Source organism: Aestuariibius sp. HNIBRBA575, assembly GCF_040932005.1.
Taxonomy (GTDB): Bacteria; Pseudomonadota; Alphaproteobacteria; order Rhodobacterales; family Rhodobacteraceae; genus CANLNM01.
This window is the reverse complement of the sequence record NZ_CP162414.1, coordinates 1,851,903-1,868,991: the sequence shown is the minus strand read 5'-3', so window position 1 is coordinate 1,868,991 and position 17,089 is coordinate 1,851,903. Positions and strand designations below refer to the sequence as shown.

Below are 17,089 nucleotides of genomic sequence, written 5' to 3'. Positions count from 1 at the left end.
GGCCCCGCGCAAATGGCAGGGCCTTTTCGAAATCTACGGATCGTTCACCCGGAACTTAGCCTTGCTGTTTGGCAGGCGCTGCTTGTTGTTTGCGATTGCCACCGGGGTTCAGTGGATCGTCTTGACGCTGAACGGAACCCTCAAAATGTGCTCCGCTTTCGATGGCGATGGTTTTGTGGATGATGTCACCTTCGACGCGGGCTGTGGATGTCAGGCGCACTTTCAGGCCGCGCACGCGCCCAATGATACGGCCATTGACCACAACATCATCGGCCACAACTTCGCCTTTGACGGTGGCGCCTTCGCCAACAGTCAACAGATGCGCTCGGATATCGCCTTCGATTTGGCCTTCGATCTGAATGTCACCTGATGTCTTCAGGTTGCCTTTGACCATCAGGTCAGCCGACAGCGTCGATGCTGGTGGCTTGGCCTTAGGGGCTGAGGGCTTAAATTCCGGAGCAGGGGCAGCAGGCGCGGGTTTTGCTTCGGCTGTGGCCGGTGCATCTGCTGTTTTGGGTCCGGGCTCGTTGATTTTGCTTTTAGAAAACATCTTGTCCAGCTCTTATATAGATCATGGGGTTAATGGGCCGTCCTCCGACACGTACTTCGTAGTGCAGGTGAGGGCCGGTCGACCTTCCGGAATTTCCAATATCACCAATATGATCCCCGCGCGAGACCCTTTGTCCAACTTCGACGCGGATGCGGTTCTGGTGGGCATAGCGGGTTTCAACACCAAAGGCATGCTGGATCTTAACCAGACGCCCATATCCTGAGGACCATCCAGCGAAAGTCACAACACCGTCCGCCGGGGCATAGATGTGGGTGCCAATTGGAGCGGCAAAATCGGTGCCATTATGCATCCGTCCCCAACGCATTCCAAACCCAGAGGTAAAGCGAAAATTGTCTTTGACGGGCATTTCGAACGGCGCGCGTTCGGCTGCGATGCGATAAAGATTGATCCGATCCATGGAATTGAGAATCGCATTGGCGCGTTCTGCATCCGGGTCCGGATCGCCCCCCATGGTGGAAAATGACATCGGAACCAGCGGGCCGCCAGTGCCGGAATAGCCGCGGCGCACTTCGGCAATCAGGTTATCAGGGTCCATGCCAGCGGCGCGAAACATGTTATCCAGTGGCTCTACAGAAATTGACATCGCGTCTTCGAGTTGGCGGAAAATTGAATCGTTCTTTTCCTGCAACAGGCGCAGTTCCAATTCCATATCCGCCGCATGACGCAGGGCAAATTCCGCATCAGACGCGATCTGATCGCGTTCCTGGGCCGTTTCCGCCAATGCGCTGGCCAACAGGTTCACGGTTCCGGACGCATCCTGGCTCATGCCCAAGGCACCAGCGCCTTCGCCATCATTTTCAAGCTGAGCATGCAGGGTGCTGAGTTCTTCACGCGCATCTTCGCGTTCGTTCATTGTGCGGCGCAATGTGGATTGGATCACATCGATCCCGGTTTCCAATTCGCGCAGACGAGTCTGTTCCGAAAGCAACTGGGATTGCATATCAGAGGCATGTTCCAGCGCAGAGCTGAACCGGTTTTGCGCGGCCATGGCTTCGGCGGCGCGAATGTCGCGTTCTTCGGACAAAACCCGAAGGCGTTCTTCGTAGATGGATTGATCGCGGATCGCCTGGGCGCGGAAATTTCCAGCACCAATGGAATCCATCAACAAAACCGCCGTGGCGATAATCGTCCATGCAACCGTCACAGTTGCGCCGGCCCATGCGATGATCTGTGTTTCCGGTTTTAGCCGCACAAAACGCGTTTCCGTATCGGACCGGATAAACAGCCGTTTTTCAGGAAAGCGCTTTTCGAGCGCCGCATGCAATTTTTGTGTCGCGCGTGTTTTCACGTGTTATGTCCCGTACCCATCCCAGTCAAACGAGCCAGCCCCCAGCACGGGTTCGTTTCATAACCTGTTAACGAGACCGTGAATCTGTCGCAAGGTTTTTGCACAATTTTGCGAGGCAACGATGCGGAAATACACGGTAAATGGCGATTTTCTGCCTATTTATCACCTGTCTACCGGGCGTTTTTCAGCGGGTGCGATAGGCGGCGGGCACGTCTTCGGTTAATGGCCAGTAAAAATCCGGGGGAATACCTGCTTCGGCGCGTTTCTCTTCGTTAAAGGGCGGGCGCAGTTGTGAATGGAAATACCGGCGGACCAGATCATGAAATGTGGGCGTCGGATCAAGCCCGTCACGCCCGCATAAAAAGTGGAACCATTTTGAACCATAGGCGACGTGGTGGACCTCTTCGGCGTAGATCACATTCAACGCCTCAACGGCATTTGTGTCCTTGGCCTGTTGAAACACCTTGATCATGCCGGGGGTCACATCCAGCCCGCGGGCCTCTAGAACCATCGGGACCACGGCCAATCGCCCCATCAGATCCTCGGCGGTATCTTCGGCGGCGCGCCACATGCCTGCATGGGCTGGCAGAGCGCCATAATGGCTGTCCAACGCATGAAGACAGTCGCATATCAGATTGAAATGTTTGGATTCTTCGTCAGCGGATTTAACCCAGTCATCGTAAAACCCAAGCGGCATGTCCACATGGCCAAATCGCGCAATGATGTCCCAGTGTAAATCAACTGCGTTCAACTCAATATGTGCAACGGCGTGCAATAGCGCGATGCGCCCCTGAGGTGAGCCGGGTTTGCGTTTTGGCACATCTCGTGGATTTAACAATTCGGGTTTGGCCGGGCGGGACGGATGCAGCGGCGGTGTGGCCGTTCCGATTTCGATACGTTGACCGGATTTTCGCGCGGCCTGCCATGTGGCGGCATGGCGGCGTGACAATGCGGTTTTTTCGGCCCCATCTGCCGTTGTCAGGACCTCAATCGCCATTTGGGTCAGGGTTTTTGGGGGATGGGTCATAAAATGGCCTTTGAAGATGTCAGGAAGGGGTTTGGCAAGATCGCAGTCATCACAGGGCTTTTAGCTGATCCAAAACGGCGTCTTCGTGACCGGCGACTTTTACTTTGCGCCAGATATGGGCGATTTTCCCGTCCGGGGCGATCAAAAACGTGGCGCGTTCGATGCCCATAAAGGTTTTGCCATACATCTTTTTCTCAACCCAGACGCCATAATCTTCGCAGGTTGTGCTGTCCTCATCTGATAGCAGCGCCACCTTTAGGGAATGTTTGTCGCGAAATTTATTGTGCTTTGTGACACTGTCTTTGGACACGCCAAGGATGACTGCGCCCAAGGCGTCAAATTCTGCCAATCGTTCTGAAAACGCGATGGCCTGTTTGGTGCACCCTGACGTATCGTCTTTGGGGTAAAAATACAAAACCACGGCCTGTCCGCGCAAATCTGACAGGGAAATGTCGCCCGCGCCATCCCGTGGTAACGTGAATTCAGGCGCATTCGCGCCGATAACAAGTGCTGGGGATTGTGCCACGGGGTTTCTCCTTGATTTTGTCTTTGTTGTTTCGTTTTAGGTCACAACGCGCAAAGATAAAGCGGTAAACACCAGTTGCAGGACAAAGCCGGGGCCAAAATGCCGTGAAAAGAGTGCCAAAAACAAGATGACTGAGGCCGAAGACGCACAAACCCAAGAGGATGATGCCCCTCAGGCCATCACGCCAGACCCCACGCCCGCGGCGCCTGTGAAACGGCGTGTGCGGCGTCATGGTTTGCGGATCCTGTGGCTCGTTCTGGTGTCGCCCATTGTTTTTGTGCTGATTGCGGGCCTGTCGCTGTTAGGGCGCGAAATCACCGCCCCCAGCTGGATCAAACATTTGGTCGAAGACCGCGCCGCGTTGATTTTGAACGGCGGGTCGCTTGAATTTGACCACATCACCGTGACGTTGGGTACGGATTTGCACCCGCGCGTTTTACTGGCAGGGGCGGAACTTCAGGATCAGGATGGCGCGATTTTGGCCAAGGTGCCGCGTGTCGAAGGGCTGATTTCGCCGCGGGGCCTGATCAAGGGCGATGTGCTGGCACAGGAAATTCACCTATCCGGCGCTGAAATCGCGCTACGCCGCGCCCAAGATGGGCAGGTGGCCCTGTCGTTTAACCTATCCGGACCAAGCGTGAGCGAAGCGTCAAGTTTCACCGAATTGATGGATTTGGTCGAGCAAACCCTTGAATCCGAAGATTTTGAAGCCTTGGCGCAGGTGCGCGCTGATGGTTTGATCATCAATTATGACGATGCGCGCGCAGGGCGCAGTTGGATTGTGGATGGCGGTCAGATTGATCTGGATTTGCGCCGTCAGAAAACCCAGTTCAGCGCGCAATTGGCGTTGCTATCAGGGCGTTCATATCCGACGGAATTGCGATTGGATTACGAAAGCCCACGCAACGCCCGTGCCGCGACCTTTGGGGTGACAATCACCGATGCGGTGGCCGGTGATTTGGCGTCTCAATCCCCAGCGCTGAGCTGGATGTCGGTCCTAGAGGCACCCTTATCGGCCAATATGCGCGGATCAATCGATTCAACCGGCGCCTTGGGCCCGCTCAGCGCGGTGCTGCAACTGGACGAAGGTGCGCTGCAGCCAACCGAACAGACCCGACCGATCCGGTTTGACCATGCCAGCCTGCATATGAACTATCTGCCTCGTGGGTCAGAAATCAGGTTTGAACAGGTCAATCTAAGCAGTGATTGGGGGCAATTAACCGGGTCGGGCAAAGCTTATTTACGTGATGTCACGGATGGTTGGCCCAATGCGTTGTTGGGGCAGTTCAACCTTAGCGAAATTGAGGTGAACCCAAATGCATTGTTTGAAACACCTTTGAAATTCAGCGATGCCAGTGTTGAATTTCGCCTGCATCCAAGCCCGTTTTTGATTGAACTGGGGCAGGTGCAATTGCGCGATGATCAAAGCCGGATCCAAGCCGACGGCACCGTGATGGCAACACCCGATGGATGGGCGGTGGCGCTGGATATGGGGATTGACCAGATCGCGGTGGCCCGTTTGATGCAGTTCTGGCCTGAATCGATCAAACCTCGCACCAGAACCTGGTTTGAAAACAATATCATCACCGGTGATCTTAGCGGGGTGACATCGTCGTTTCGCACGCGCGCGCAATCCGATACGGATTTGTTTGTTGGCTTTGAATTTGATCAGGCAAATGTGCGTTTTTTACGCGATATGCCCCCGATTACCGAGGGGGCCGGCATCGCCCAGATTGAGCGGAACAATTTCACCCTGTCTCTGGAACGGGGCCGGGTCAATGCCCCTGAGGGGGGCCAGTTGGATTTGGCCGGGTCTGTGTTTCATATCCCCGACATCACAGTGTCCGCGCCGCCTGCCACGGTCGCATTGCGCATTCAATCCACCATCACGGCGGCCATGTCGATTTTGGATCAACCGCCGCTTGAATTGCTGACCAAAGCTGGGATGGACGTGGCCATCGCCGATGGGCGCGCGCGTATTTCAGGGGCCTTGATGGTGCCGCTTAAGCCGCGTGTTGAAAACGGCGACGTCATTTTTAACATGGCCGCAGAATTGCGCGATGTGCGCAGCGATCGTTTGGTCGAAAATCGGGTGCTAACTGCGTCTAATCTGGCATTGCGCGCGGATAATGACGGGATCGCCATCGAAGGTCCGATGATTTTTGGACAAGTGCCCGTGGATGGCCGTTGGAGCCAGTCGTTTGAGCCGGGCAACAATCGCACCAGTCGCATTGAGGCCACAGCAGAATTGTCAGAGCGGTTTCTGGATGAATTTAACATCGATTTGCCCCCCGGGTCCGTGTCTGGACGTGGCATTGCCCAGATACAGGTAGAACTGCCCAAAGATCAGGCGCCCAGTTTTGCGCTGCGATCCGATTTGCGTGGGATTGGGTTGCAATTGGCCAGTTTGGGCTGGTCAAAATCGACAGGACAAACCGGCGAATTGGTGGTGTCCGGGCAATTGGGACCGGTGCCGCGAGTGGACGCATTACGTTTGGCCGCAGCGGGGTTGTCCACCAATGGCCGCGTTGTTTTGAACAGCAATGGGACCTTGAACCGCGCGGAATTTGATCGGGTACAATTGGGCAATTGGCTGGATGTGGGCGCGGTGCTGCGATCCCGTGGGGCAGGGGTTGCGCCCCTTATTGAGGTCACCGGAAACGGCATCGACCTCAGAGGGGCCTCTTTTGGGGGCGGCTCTGGTGATGGCGGGCCGATGTCGCTATCTTTGGGGCGGTTACAAGTGACCCAAGGCATTGCGTTAACTGACTTTTCTGGGGATTTCTCAGCGTTGGGCGGCTTTTCCGGGGAATTCACCGCCATGATCAATGGAATTGCGCCTGTGCGCGGAACGGTTGTGCCGGAATCGGGTCGGTCCGCCATTCGCATCGTCAGTGATCGCGCCGGAGAAGTGGTCGCCGCGGCCGGGTTATTGGAAAATGGCCGGGGCGGGAATTTTGACCTGACCCTGACCCCGCGTGGGGCGGACGGGCATTATGCCGGCAATTTGGAAATCCGACAGATCCGGGTGAAAAATGCCCCAGCCCTTGCAGGATTGCTGGATGCGATCAGCGTGGTTGGATTGCTTCAGCAATTGGACGGGCAGGGATTGGCATTTAGCGATGTCGACAGTGAATTTTTCATCTCACCACAACAGGTTGTTGTCACAAAATTCAGCGCCATTGGGGCATCGATGGGGATATCATTGGACGGCACCTATGATCTGCGCACCAAGGTGGTGGATTTTCAGGGTGTGGTGTCGCCTTTTTACCTGTTGAACGGGATTGGATCGATCCTGACCCGGCCGGGCGAAGGGTTGATCGGGTTTAATTTCACGTTGCGCGGCCCAGAAGGCCAAACAAGGGTTGCAGTGAACCCATTGTCGGCGTTAACGCCCGGCATGTTCCGCGAAATTTTTCGCAGACCGCCCCCGCAAGTCCAGCCCCCAGAGGTACAACAGTGAAGCTCTCAGACTTTGATTTTCACCTACCCGATGATTTGATCGCCACCCGACCGGCCAAACCCCGCACATCTGCGCGGCTGTTGGTCAGCGAAGGCGGGACCATTCAGGATCGGCGCGTTTCGGATTTGTTGGATGTGTTGCGTCCGGGGGATCGGTTGGTGTTGAACGACACAAAGGTCATCCCCGCCCGTCTGAACGGTCAACGGTTCCGAGAAGGCCCCGAAGGTCGCACCGCCTCAAAGATGGAAGTGACGCTGCTTGACCCGCGTGCGGATGGCAGTTGGGGCGCGCTGATTAAACCGCTGCGCAAAATCCGCGACGGCGAAGTGATTGCGTTTTCGCCCGATCTGTCCTGCACGTTAGAAAGCCGCGCAGATGGGCAGGGTCAGGTCCGTTTTAACCTGACGGGCGATGATTTTGATGCGGCATTGAACGCGGCCGGGGCGATGCCATTGCCCCCTTATATCGCCGCCAAACGCCCCGCTGATGAGGCCGATAAACAGGATTACCAAACCGTCTGGGCCCGGCACAAAGGTGCGGTGGCCGCCCCGACTGCTTCGCTGCATTTTGATCAGGCCCTTCTGGATCAGCTAGAGGCCAAAGGCGTTCATTTTAGTCATGTCACATTGCATGTTGGCGCGGGCACGTTTTTGCCCGTCAAAGTGGACGACATCAACGATCACAATATGCATGCGGAATGGGGTCGCGTCACCCAAGAGGTCGTGGATGATATCAACGCCACCAAAGCCGCAGGGGGACGTGTCATTCCAGTTGGAACCACCGCGCTGAGATTGATCGAAAGTGCCGCGCAAACAGGTACTTTGGCGCCGTGGGTCGGGGAAACAGACATCTTTATCACGCCGGGTTTCACATTTCATGTGGCCGATGGGCTGATGACCAATTTTCATCTGCCAAAATCGACATTGATGATGCTGGTATCGGCTTTGGTGGGCACACAGCATATCAAAGATATCTACGCCCACGCCATCGCGCAGGGGTATCGCTTCTTTAGTTATGGGGATTCATCAATTCTGTTCCCTCATCAATAATTGGTTCCGTTTTGCCAGCAGTTGGGCGCGACCCCGCTGGGTAGAAAAACCTGAAATGGCCGTTTGCGGCCCAAGATTGTCGTCTTTCGTTAAGGGAGACTTTGTAAGTCACTCTAGTTTGGCAAAAGACGCGACAGAAATAGGCGAAATGACATGATTCAAGTCCTTGGAAATTCTTGGGCATTGCTGCTGGGCATGATGATGCTGATGGTGGGCAACGGTATTCAGGGGACATTGTTGGGGGTGCGCGGAGAGATTGAAAATTTCTCTACGCTTGAAATGTCCGTTGTGATGTCGGCTTATTTTGTGGGCTTTCTGGGCGGGTCCCGTATGGCGCCGGATATGATCCGACGTGTGGGGCACGTCAGGGTTTTTGCCGCGTTGGGATCGATGATTTCAGCGGTTTTGATCCTGTATCCGACCCTGGCAGAACCATGGGCCTGGACCGCCGGGCGGGTTGTCATCGGGTTCTGTTTTTCTGGCGTTTATGTGACTGCAGAAAGCTGGCTGAACAATTCTGCAACCAACGAAACCCGTGGCAAGGCCTTGTCTTTGTACATGATTGTGCAAATGGCCGGCATTGTCGCAGCACAGTTTTTGCTGCTCACGGGGGATCCGTCTGGCTATGCTTTGTTTGTGTTGCCGTCGGTTTTGGTGTCGCTCGCATTTGCGCCAATTCTGCTAACGGTATCGCCAACCCCTGCTTTTGACACCACAAAACCCATGCAATTGCGTGAATTGATGCGCGCCTCGCCGTTGTCATCCACTGGGATGATCCTGTTGGGCGGGGTGTTTGCTGCGCAATTTGGGATGTCGGCGATCTATGCGACCCGGATTGGCCTAAGCGTGGCGCAATTGTCGATTTTTGTTTCTGCGATTTATATGGGGGCTTTGGTGGCGCAATACCCGATCGGCTGGATGTCGGACCGCATGGATCGGCGTATGTTGATCATTGTGGTGGCCGCTTTGGGCGCGGGGTCGGCGATTATTGGGATGTTCTCATCCGCAAGCTTTACCTGGCTTTTGATTTCGGCCGCGATGCTGGGTGGGACGTCCAATCCGTTGTATTCTCTGTTGATTGCCTATGCGAATGACTTTCTGGAACACGAAGATATGGCGGCGGCCTCGGCTGGTTTTGTGTTTGTTAATGGAGTTGGGGCCATTATGGGTCCGATTCTAATCGGTTGGATCATGGATATTTACGGACCTAATGGATATTGGACATTCATCGCGGTCTTGATGGCATTGTTGGCGGTTTATGGGCTCTATCGGACGAGCCAGCGACCGTCGGTGTCACCGGAAAACACTGTTCCGTATTCGCCGGTTAGTGTGAATGCGTCGCCCTTGGCTGTGGAGGTTGCCCAAGAAGTCTACATCGAAACGGAATTGGAAGAAGAAGCAAATACGCACGACTAAGTGCTTGCTGAAATGTAAAACTTTTGCAAAGCTCCATTCAGGGACATGAATGGATCGAGGAATATGGCCAATGGTCAACCCTGAAGAAATCCTGGAATTCTGGCTTAATGAAGTTGGACCAAGCAGATGGTATGGTGGCGGTGAGGAACTGGACACAGAAATCCGAAATCGGTTTGAGGATGTCCTGAACGAAGCCAAAGGTGGCGCATGTGGGTTGTGGTTGACCTACCCAATCGGCACATTGGCCTTTATCATCTTAACCGATCAATTGCCGCGCAATATGTATCGTGACAATGGTCAGGCCTTTGACACGGATCGCTCGGCCCGGGCCGCGTCCAAAATCGCGATTACCAGAGATTGGGATTTGAAAATTCCCGAACCTGCCCGTCAGTTTTTCTATATGCCACTGCTGCATTCCGAAAACCTGATCGATCAGGATCGCGCTGTGCGTCTGTTTTGCACACGTATGCCCGACACCGGCGAAGCCAATTTGCTACATGCAAAAGTTCACAGAGAAATCATTCGCCGTTTTGGCCGGTTTCCCTATCGCAATGCGGCGCTTGGGCGCGACAATACTCAGCCTGAACAGGAATTTCTGGAAAATGGCAGCTATGGATCCGTCCTAGAAGAAATCAAATCCAAAGAGGCCGCTTCTGCCGCTTAATTGATGAAAATCTGAAACGTTTTTCGCGGTCTTTGACAGGGCTGTTAAGAAACCAACAACTCAGATCAATCACAATGTTCCCACGATGTTCTACGCGTGGGGATAATAGTTGACACATCAACCTCTCTTTCCGGAAAACGGCGCTGGCTGGGATGCTGGCGTGTCCGCAGGTCCATCTGGCGATTTGGAGCTTGCGACCGAAATCATGAATATCATGGAACAAGGCATTCTTGTCTGGTCCAAAGATGGCAGTTGCGATCTGCACAACACCCGAATTTTCGAAGTGTTGGAGCTGGATGGCAAAGACCTGATGATCGGGACGGAACGGGATGAGTTTCGTCGCATAGCCCTAAGTGACGGGCAAATTTCCAAAAAAGATGAGGATGAATCTGACGCGCGCATTCGCGCACGCCAGCCGTATTCGTTTGATGTGACACTAAAATCTGGTCGTGTTGTGCTGACCAATGGCCGTCCGACCCGCGGCGGGGGCTATGTGGTGACATTTACCGATGTGACCAAGGCGCGTCGCGCCGCCAAAGAGCTAAGCGAGGCCAAACGCGCCGCTGAAGCCGCTGAAATGAAAGCCAAAGACATTTTGACGACGGAACGTGCGCGCCAACATGAAGCCAAAATGCTGTCTCAGCTGGATGAATGGCTGCAATCCTGTAAATCGCTGGATGAATTGTTCATGATTGTCACCCATTTCATGGATAAGCTTCTGCCCAGCAGTTCTGGCGAATTATATATTTACTCTAATTCCCGGGACGTTCTGGACGGTGTTTGCAGTTGGTCCTGTGACACGCTGCACAAACATATTGTTGCCGATACATGCTGGGCGTTGCGCCGTGGCCGCGCCTATGAATTTGAACGCGATGGCATGTGTTTCGTGTGTGATCACGTATCAGAACAAGGGTTGGGGGATGACGTCGACGAATACATTTGTGTGCCCATAGTGGCCCACGGCGATACGGTTGGTCTGTTGCATATTCGATTTGATACCAAACATGGTGATGCGGCCAAGATTAACAATGTTGGCACATTTGCCATTCGTTGCGGGGAACATATTTCGATGGCGATCGCCAATGTGAAGTTGCGTGACGAACTGCGAGACCAATCCATTCGCGACCCGCTGACGGGCTTGTTTAATCGACGGTATTTCCTGGATGCATTGCTGCGGGAAATTAGTCTGACAGAACGTAAAAATGGGAGCTTTGGATTGATTTCCTTTGATGCGGATAAATTCAAAAGCTTTAACGACAATCATGGGCATGACGCAGGGGATATGGTTCTGCGCGCCCTTGGTGAACGTTTGCAGGATGTGATGGTCCGCGGTGAGGTGGCCTGTCGCGTCGGAGGGGAAGAATTCGCCGTTCTTGTTCCAGAAGCAAACATCGAGCGGACGATGGAATTAGCCGAAATTCTGCGCATTGAGATTGAAAAAACCCAGATCAGATATGTTGATGGCATGCTACCACCGATCACGATTTCGGCGGGTGTTTCTAGCTATCCCGAAAGCGGAATTTCCCCAGATATTCTGATAAAACGCGCAGATCAGGCGCTTTATCAGGCAAAAGATGATGGTCGAAACTGCGTTCGCAGCTGTGAAACTGTCCCAAAAAAAGAAGAAGTCACTCACAAAAACAGGGCGTTAACCTGCATTGCACCACAGGAAAGGCCGTCATGACCTCAGGTCACTAGCCGCGTTGAAAAATATAGTTTAATGTCAAACTATATTGGAGACGAGGAGAAGCCGATGGCTGCCAAGACCTATGACATGATCGTAATCGGGGCTGGTCCCGGTGGCTATGTAAGCGCAATTCGCGGTGCGCAATTGGGCCTGAAAGTTGCCGTGATTGAACGGGAAAATTTGGGGGGGATTTGCCTGAACTGGGGATGTATTCCAACCAAAGCGTTGTTGCGCAGCTCTGAGGTATTTCACCTGATGGAGCGCGCCAAAGAGTTTGGATTGAAGGCTGACAACATCGGCTACGATTTGAATGATGTTGTGACGCGGTCGCGCAAAGTTGCCGGGCAATTGTCCGGTGGCGTCAAAGGGTTGTTGAAGAAAAACAAAGTTGACGTGATCATGGGGGAGGCAACTTTGCCCGCCAAAGGCAAAGTCAGTGTCACCACCGCAAAAGGTGTTGAGCAACTTCAATCCGCAAACATCATTCTGGCGACAGGTGCACGTGCGCGGGAACTCCCTGGCTTGGAGGCCGATGGCAAACGTGTTTGGACCTACCGACATGCGCTGAACCCGCCACATATGCCCAAAAAGCTGTTGGTGATTGGGTCCGGTGCGATTGGTATTGAATTTGCAAGTTTTTACAATACGTTAGGTGCAGATACCACAGTTGTTGAGGTCATGGACCGCGTGCTTCCTGTAGAGGATGCAGACATTTCTGCCTTTGCTAAGAAGCAATTCAAAAAGCAAGGCATGACGATCATGGAGAAAGCCATGGTCAAGCAATTGGATCGCTCAGAAGGCAAAGTCACCGCACATATCGAAACCGGTGGAAAAGTCGAAAAAATCGATTTCGACACGGTTATTTCTGCGGTTGGAATTGTCGGTAACGTTGAAAACCTTGGCCTAGAGGCATTGGGTGTCACGATTGATCGAACCCATGTTGTGACGGATGCGTATTGCCGCACGGGTGTGGATGGTTTGTATGCGATTGGGGATATCGCCGGCGCGCCATGGTTGGCGCACAAAGCCTCACATGAAGGGGTGATGGTCGCTGATATGATTGCCGGACTTGCCGCCCATCCGGTGAAGCCAGAAACCATTGCCGGATGTACGTATTGCCACCCTCAAGTTGCGAGCGTGGGCTATACCGAGGCAAAAGCCAAAGAGTTGGGCTTTGACATCAAAGTTGGTAAATTTCCGTTTATCGGCAACGGCAAAGCCATCGCGTTAGGAGAGCCAGAGGGTCTAATTAAAACGATATTTGATGCAAAAACCGGCGAATTGCTGGGCGCGCATATGATCGGGGCCGAAGTCACCGAATTGATCCAAGGCTATGTAATTGGGCGCAAGCTGGAAACCACAGAAGAAGACCTGTTCGAAACGGTATTCCCGCATCCTACGTTGAGTGAGATGATGCATGAAAGCGTCTTGGACGCGTTTGATCGCGTCATTCACATGTAAATCAACGGGTAGGCATTTTTGCGCGATCTGCCCGGAAGACTGTTAAAACCACAAAGAGCGGCACCAAGGCATCGTCTTGGTGCCGTTTCTTTTTGAACGAAGGTGTTGAAAGGGCGTTGGTAAATGTATCTTTCAGGAAAATGTGTAAAATACTTCCTAATGTTCCATTAATGTTCTAAATCTGTGCTGGCAGAACGACCCCGACTCACTGTCTGATGCTGGGGTGTGAATTGGGGGCCGTTATGGCAGAGCTGAAAAAGATCGAAGTCCGTGGTGCGCGCGAGCACAATCTGAAAAATATTGATGTGGATATTCCACGGGACGAACTGGTGGTGATCACAGGCCTGTCCGGGTCAGGGAAATCATCATTGGCCTTTGATACGATCTATGCCGAAGGCCAGCGCCGATATGTCGAAAGCCTAAGCGCCTATGCTCGCCAATTCCTTGATATGATGGAAAAACCGGATGTTGATCACATTTCCGGTCTTAGCCCTGCGATTTCAATTGAACAGAAAACCACGTCGAAAAATCCGCGTTCGACAGTTGGTACTGTGACAGAGATTTACGATTATATGCGATTGCTGTTCGCACGTGCGGGCACGCCTTATTCCCCTGCGACCGGGCTTCCGATTGAAGCGCAGCAAGTGCAAGATATGGTTGATCGCACCATGGCCATGTCAGAAGGCACAAGAGGGTATTTGCTGGCGCCGATTGTGCGTGATCGCAAAGGTGAATATCGCAAGGAATTCCTCGAATTACGTAAACAAGGTTTCCAGCGCGTTAAGGTTGATGGGGAATTCTACGAACTGGATGAACCGCCAACTTTGGATAAGAAATTTCGCCATGACATCGATGTTGTGGTTGACCGGATTGTGATCCGCGAAGGGTTGGAAACCCGTTTGGCCGATAGTTTCCGTACTGCGCTGGATTTGGCTGATGGCATCGCGATTTTGGAAACTGCGCCCTCCGAAGGCGAGGCCGAGCGGTTCACGTTTTCTGAAAAATTTGCCTGCCCTGAGAGTGGTTTCACCATCTCAGAGATCGAGCCAAGGCTGTTTTCGTTCAACGCGCCGTTTGGGGCCTGCCCATCCTGTGACGGGCTGGGGGTTGAGCTGTTTTTTGATGAACGTTTGGTGGTGCCTGATCAAACGCTGAAAATTTATGACGGGGCATTGGCGCCGTGGCGTAAGGGAAAATCGCCCTATTTCCTGCAAACAATCGAAGCGATTGCCAAACATTATGAGTTTGACAAAAATACACGTTGGAAAGATTTGCCCCGCAAAATCCAAGAGGTGTTTTTGTTTGGATCCGGCAAAGAAGAAATCAAATTTCGATATGACGAAGGCGGGCGGGTCTACGAGGTTGAGCGTGTCTTTGAGGGGGTTATTCCCAACATGGAACGCCGCTATCGCGAAACAGACAGTAACTGGATACGCGAAGAATTTGAGCGTTATCAAAACAATAGGTCTTGTGGGACATGTGGTGGCTATCGTCTGAAAGCCGAAGCGCTGGCCGTAAAAATTGCAGGCCTGCATGTGGGGCAAGTGGTTCAAATGTCGATCAGAGAGGCCGCTGATTGGTGCGCTTCTGTGCCGGAAAGTCTGACCAACCAAAAGAACGAAATCGCACGTGCGATCCTGAAAGAAATTCGCGAACGGCTTGGGTTCTTGAACAATGTTGGTTTGGAATATCTTACGCTTAGCCGAAATTCTGGCACGTTGTCGGGGGGCGAAAGCCAGCGCATTCGATTGGCCAGCCAGATCGGATCTGGGCTTACGGGGGTGTTGTATGTTCTGGATGAACCGTCGATCGGGCTGCATCAGCGCGATAACGGGCGCCTGTTAACCACACTGAAAAACCTGCGCGATCAGGGCAACACGGTCATCGTTGTCGAACACGACGAAGAAGCGATCCGTGAGGCCGATTATGTTTTTGACATTGGTCCGGGGGCCGGTGTGCATGGCGGCAAAGTGGTTGCCTGTGGGACGCCCGCAGAAATTGTGGCGCATGAAACATCCGTCACGGGCGCCTATTTATCCGGCAAACGCGAGATAGAAGTGCCCGCTAAGCGTCGGAAAGGGAACAAGAAAAAGCTATCAGTTGTCAAGGCGACCGGAAACAACCTGCAAAACGTGACTGTCGATTTCCCGCTGGGAAAATTTGTCTGTGTCACCGGCGTTTCGGGTGGGGGAAAGTCGACGCTGACAATCGAAACCTTGTTCAAAACGGCTTCGATGCGGTTAAACGGTGCGCGCCAAACGCCCGCACCCTGCGAAACCATCAAAGGGTTGGAGCATTTGGACAAGGTGATCGATATCGATCAACGTCCAATTGGGCGCACACCACGGTCAAATCCGGCGACGTATACCGGGGCATTTACGCCGATACGCGACTGGTTTGCCGGTCTGCCAGAGGCCAAAGCACGCGGATACAAACCCGGCCGGTTTAGTTTCAACGTAAAAGGCGGCCGCTGCGAAGCTTGCCAAGGCGACGGTGTTATCAAAATCGAAATGCACTTTTTGCCGGACGTTTACGTGACCTGTGAAACCTGCAACGGCGCGCGCTATAATCGTGAAACATTGGAAATCCGATTCAAAGGCAAAAGCATCGCGGATGTTCTGGAGATGACGGTGGAAGACGCCCAAGAGTTTTTCAAAGCAGTGCCCAGCATTCGGGACAAAATGGACGCGCTGATGCGGGTTGGCTTGGGCTATATTAAGGTTGGCCAGCAAGCCACGACATTATCTGGCGGCGAAGCACAAAGGGTTAAGTTGTCAAAAGAATTGGCCAAACGATCCACGGGCCGCACATTATATATTCTAGATGAGCCAACGACTGGTTTGCATTTTGAAGATGTTCGTAAGTTGTTGGAAGTGCTGCACGAATTGGTGGATCAAGGCAATTCCGTTATTGTGATTGAGCACAATTTGGATGTGGTGAAAACGGCGGATCACCTGATCGATATTGGCCCCGAAGGCGGCGATGGCGGCGGGAAAGTTGTGGCGACGGGCACACCAGAAAAGGTCGCAGACGTTGCAGAAAGCCATACTGGATTTTACCTGAAACCAATGCTGAAATCCAAGCGGGTCGCCGCAGAATAGCTGATTTTTGATCTCCTCCCTTGAATGTGAATGCAATTAACATACCTTTGGTCACACATTCATCGGAGGAATTTTCGAATGCGCAATTCACTAACCGTAGCCTTGGGCACATTGTTATTGGCATCACCATTGTTGGCGGATCAGCGACAGTATGATTTGAATGGCTTTTCTGCCATTCAAGCCCAAGAAGGGGTGTCCGTGGTCATTGAAACCGGAATGGAATTTTCGGTTCAAGGAGAAGCGATCCGCGGGGATATTGACCGTTTACGTGTTCGTCAACGTGGCGATGTTTTGGTGGTGGATCGCCGCCGTGGCATGGGATTGTTTAACTCAGGTCGGCGCGATGTCTTTGAAGTTACGGTGAAAATGCCCGACTTAACAGAAGTTACCGCGACGTCTGGTGTGTCGGTAACCGTTGATGCGCATGCAATCGACGGCTTGATCGCATCCTCAGCAAGTGGCGCGTCGCTGCGCGTTTTCGGGTTAAATGGTGGTGACGTCAGCGCCCAAAGCAGCAGCGGAGCATCATTGAACATTGATGGAACTTGCACATCGATTGATGCACGATCTTCTTCGGGGGCTTCCCTGAACGCCCAAGAATTGACGTGTGAAACCGCCGATATTCGCGCAAGCAGCGGCGCATCCTTATCGGCACATGCAAGCGAAACAGCCCAAGCACATGCGTCGTCCGGCGGGTCAATTCGCCTATCGGGTCAACCGCAAATGACCAGCCAAAACGTGTCCAGTGGCGGATCCGTTTACCTTCAATAGGTCGGACGAGGGGAAACCGGCTTACTTATTGTTTTAAAAACATTTTTGTAAGCCGGAATAGCCAA

Annotated in this window: 12 protein-coding genes; 8 read left to right on the top strand and 4 right to left on the bottom strand. The window is 53.1% G+C overall.

Features of this window, described 5'->3' with window-relative positions; genetic code table 11:
- Positions 1-55: 55 nt before the first annotated feature.
- The 4 genes from AB1F12_RS09425 to bcp form a co-directional block, all read right to left on the bottom strand.
- Complete coding sequence (locus tag AB1F12_RS09425; protein ID WP_368183753.1) at positions 56-550, bottom strand: polymer-forming cytoskeletal protein; 495 nt, start codon at positions 548-550, stop codon at positions 56-58.
- Positions 540-1,859, bottom strand: a complete 1,320-nt coding sequence (locus AB1F12_RS09420) for a DUF5930 domain-containing protein (protein ID WP_368183751.1) — start codon at positions 1,857-1,859, stop codon at positions 540-542. Before AB1F12_RS09420 ends, AB1F12_RS09425 begins: the two co-directional genes overlap by 11 nt.
- A 184-nt stretch (positions 1,860-2,043) precedes the next feature.
- Positions 2,044-2,886, bottom strand: a complete 843-nt coding sequence (locus AB1F12_RS09415; RefSeq protein ID WP_368183749.1) for a ferritin-like domain-containing protein — start codon at positions 2,884-2,886, stop codon at positions 2,044-2,046.
- Between the two features lie 49 nt (positions 2,887-2,935).
- A complete protein-coding gene (gene bcp / locus AB1F12_RS09410) occupies positions 2,936-3,412 on the bottom strand; it encodes a thioredoxin-dependent thiol peroxidase (RefSeq protein ID WP_368183747.1) in 477 nt (158 codons plus the stop codon).
- A 127-nt stretch (positions 3,413-3,539) separates the two neighbouring features.
- Here bcp and AB1F12_RS09405 point away from each other — a divergent pair, with 127 nt between their 5' ends.
- From AB1F12_RS09405 to AB1F12_RS09370, 8 genes are all read left to right on the top strand, one after another.
- Positions 3,540-6,875 carry a DUF3971 domain-containing protein gene (locus AB1F12_RS09405; protein ID WP_368183745.1) on the top strand — a complete coding sequence of 1,112 codons (3,336 nt, stop codon included), beginning with the start codon at positions 3,540-3,542 and terminating at the stop codon, positions 6,873-6,875.
- Complete coding sequence (gene queA, locus AB1F12_RS09400) at positions 6,872-7,924, top strand: tRNA preQ1(34) S-adenosylmethionine ribosyltransferase-isomerase QueA (protein WP_368183743.1); 1,053 nt, start codon at positions 6,872-6,874, stop codon at positions 7,922-7,924. The genes AB1F12_RS09405 and queA overlap by 4 nt, the downstream gene beginning before the upstream one ends.
- 153 nt (positions 7,925-8,077) lie before the next feature.
- On the top strand, positions 8,078-9,340 hold the full coding sequence (locus AB1F12_RS09395; RefSeq protein WP_368183741.1) for an MFS transporter: 1,263 nt from the start codon (positions 8,078-8,080) through the stop codon (positions 9,338-9,340).
- A 70-nt stretch (positions 9,341-9,410) separates the two neighbouring features.
- A complete protein-coding gene (locus tag AB1F12_RS09390) occupies positions 9,411-10,004 on the top strand; it encodes a DUF924 family protein (RefSeq protein WP_368183739.1) in 594 nt (197 codons plus the stop codon).
- 109 nt (positions 10,005-10,113) lie between these two features.
- Positions 10,114-11,688, top strand: coding sequence for a diguanylate cyclase (locus AB1F12_RS09385; RefSeq protein ID WP_368183737.1), 1,575 nt, complete (start codon positions 10,114-10,116; stop codon positions 11,686-11,688).
- Between the two features lie 69 nt (positions 11,689-11,757).
- On the top strand, positions 11,758-13,152 hold the full coding sequence (lpdA, locus tag AB1F12_RS09380; RefSeq protein WP_368183735.1) for a dihydrolipoyl dehydrogenase: 1,395 nt from the start codon (positions 11,758-11,760) through the stop codon (positions 13,150-13,152).
- Positions 13,153-13,394: 242 nt separating this feature from the next.
- Entirely contained in the window at positions 13,395-16,253 is a 2,859-nt protein-coding gene (gene uvrA, locus AB1F12_RS09375) for an excinuclease ABC subunit UvrA (protein ID WP_368183734.1), read from the top strand.
- Between the two features lie 78 nt (positions 16,254-16,331).
- Complete coding sequence (locus AB1F12_RS09370; RefSeq protein ID WP_368183731.1) at positions 16,332-17,024, top strand: head GIN domain-containing protein; 693 nt, start codon at positions 16,332-16,334, stop codon at positions 17,022-17,024.
- The last annotated feature ends 65 nt before the right edge of the window (positions 17,025-17,089 follow it).

What these genes read in the sequence shown, in the direction of transcription:
- AB1F12_RS09395 (WP_368183741.1), top strand. Translation starts at nt 8,078, where the DNA reads ATGATTCAAGTCCTTGGAAATTCTTGGGCATTGCTGCTGGGCATGATG.
- AB1F12_RS09405 (WP_368183745.1), top strand. Translation starts at nt 3,540, where the DNA reads ATGACTGAGGCCGAAGACGCACAAACCCAAGAGGATGATGCCCCTCAG.
- AB1F12_RS09390 (WP_368183739.1), top strand. Translation starts at nt 9,411, where the DNA reads ATGGTCAACCCTGAAGAAATCCTGGAATTCTGGCTTAATGAAGTTGGA.
- AB1F12_RS09415 (WP_368183749.1), bottom strand. Translation starts at nt 2,886, where the DNA reads ATGACCCATCCCCCAAAAACCCTGACCCAAATGGCGATTGAGGTCCTG.
- uvrA (WP_368183734.1), top strand. Translation starts at nt 13,395, where the DNA reads ATGGCAGAGCTGAAAAAGATCGAAGTCCGTGGTGCGCGCGAGCACAAT.
- AB1F12_RS09370 (WP_368183731.1), top strand. Translation starts at nt 16,332, where the DNA reads ATGCGCAATTCACTAACCGTAGCCTTGGGCACATTGTTATTGGCATCA.
- lpdA (WP_368183735.1), top strand. Translation starts at nt 11,758, where the DNA reads ATGGCTGCCAAGACCTATGACATGATCGTAATCGGGGCTGGTCCCGGT.
- AB1F12_RS09425 (WP_368183753.1), bottom strand. Translation starts at nt 550, where the DNA reads ATGTTTTCTAAAAGCAAAATCAACGAGCCCGGACCCAAAACAGCAGAT.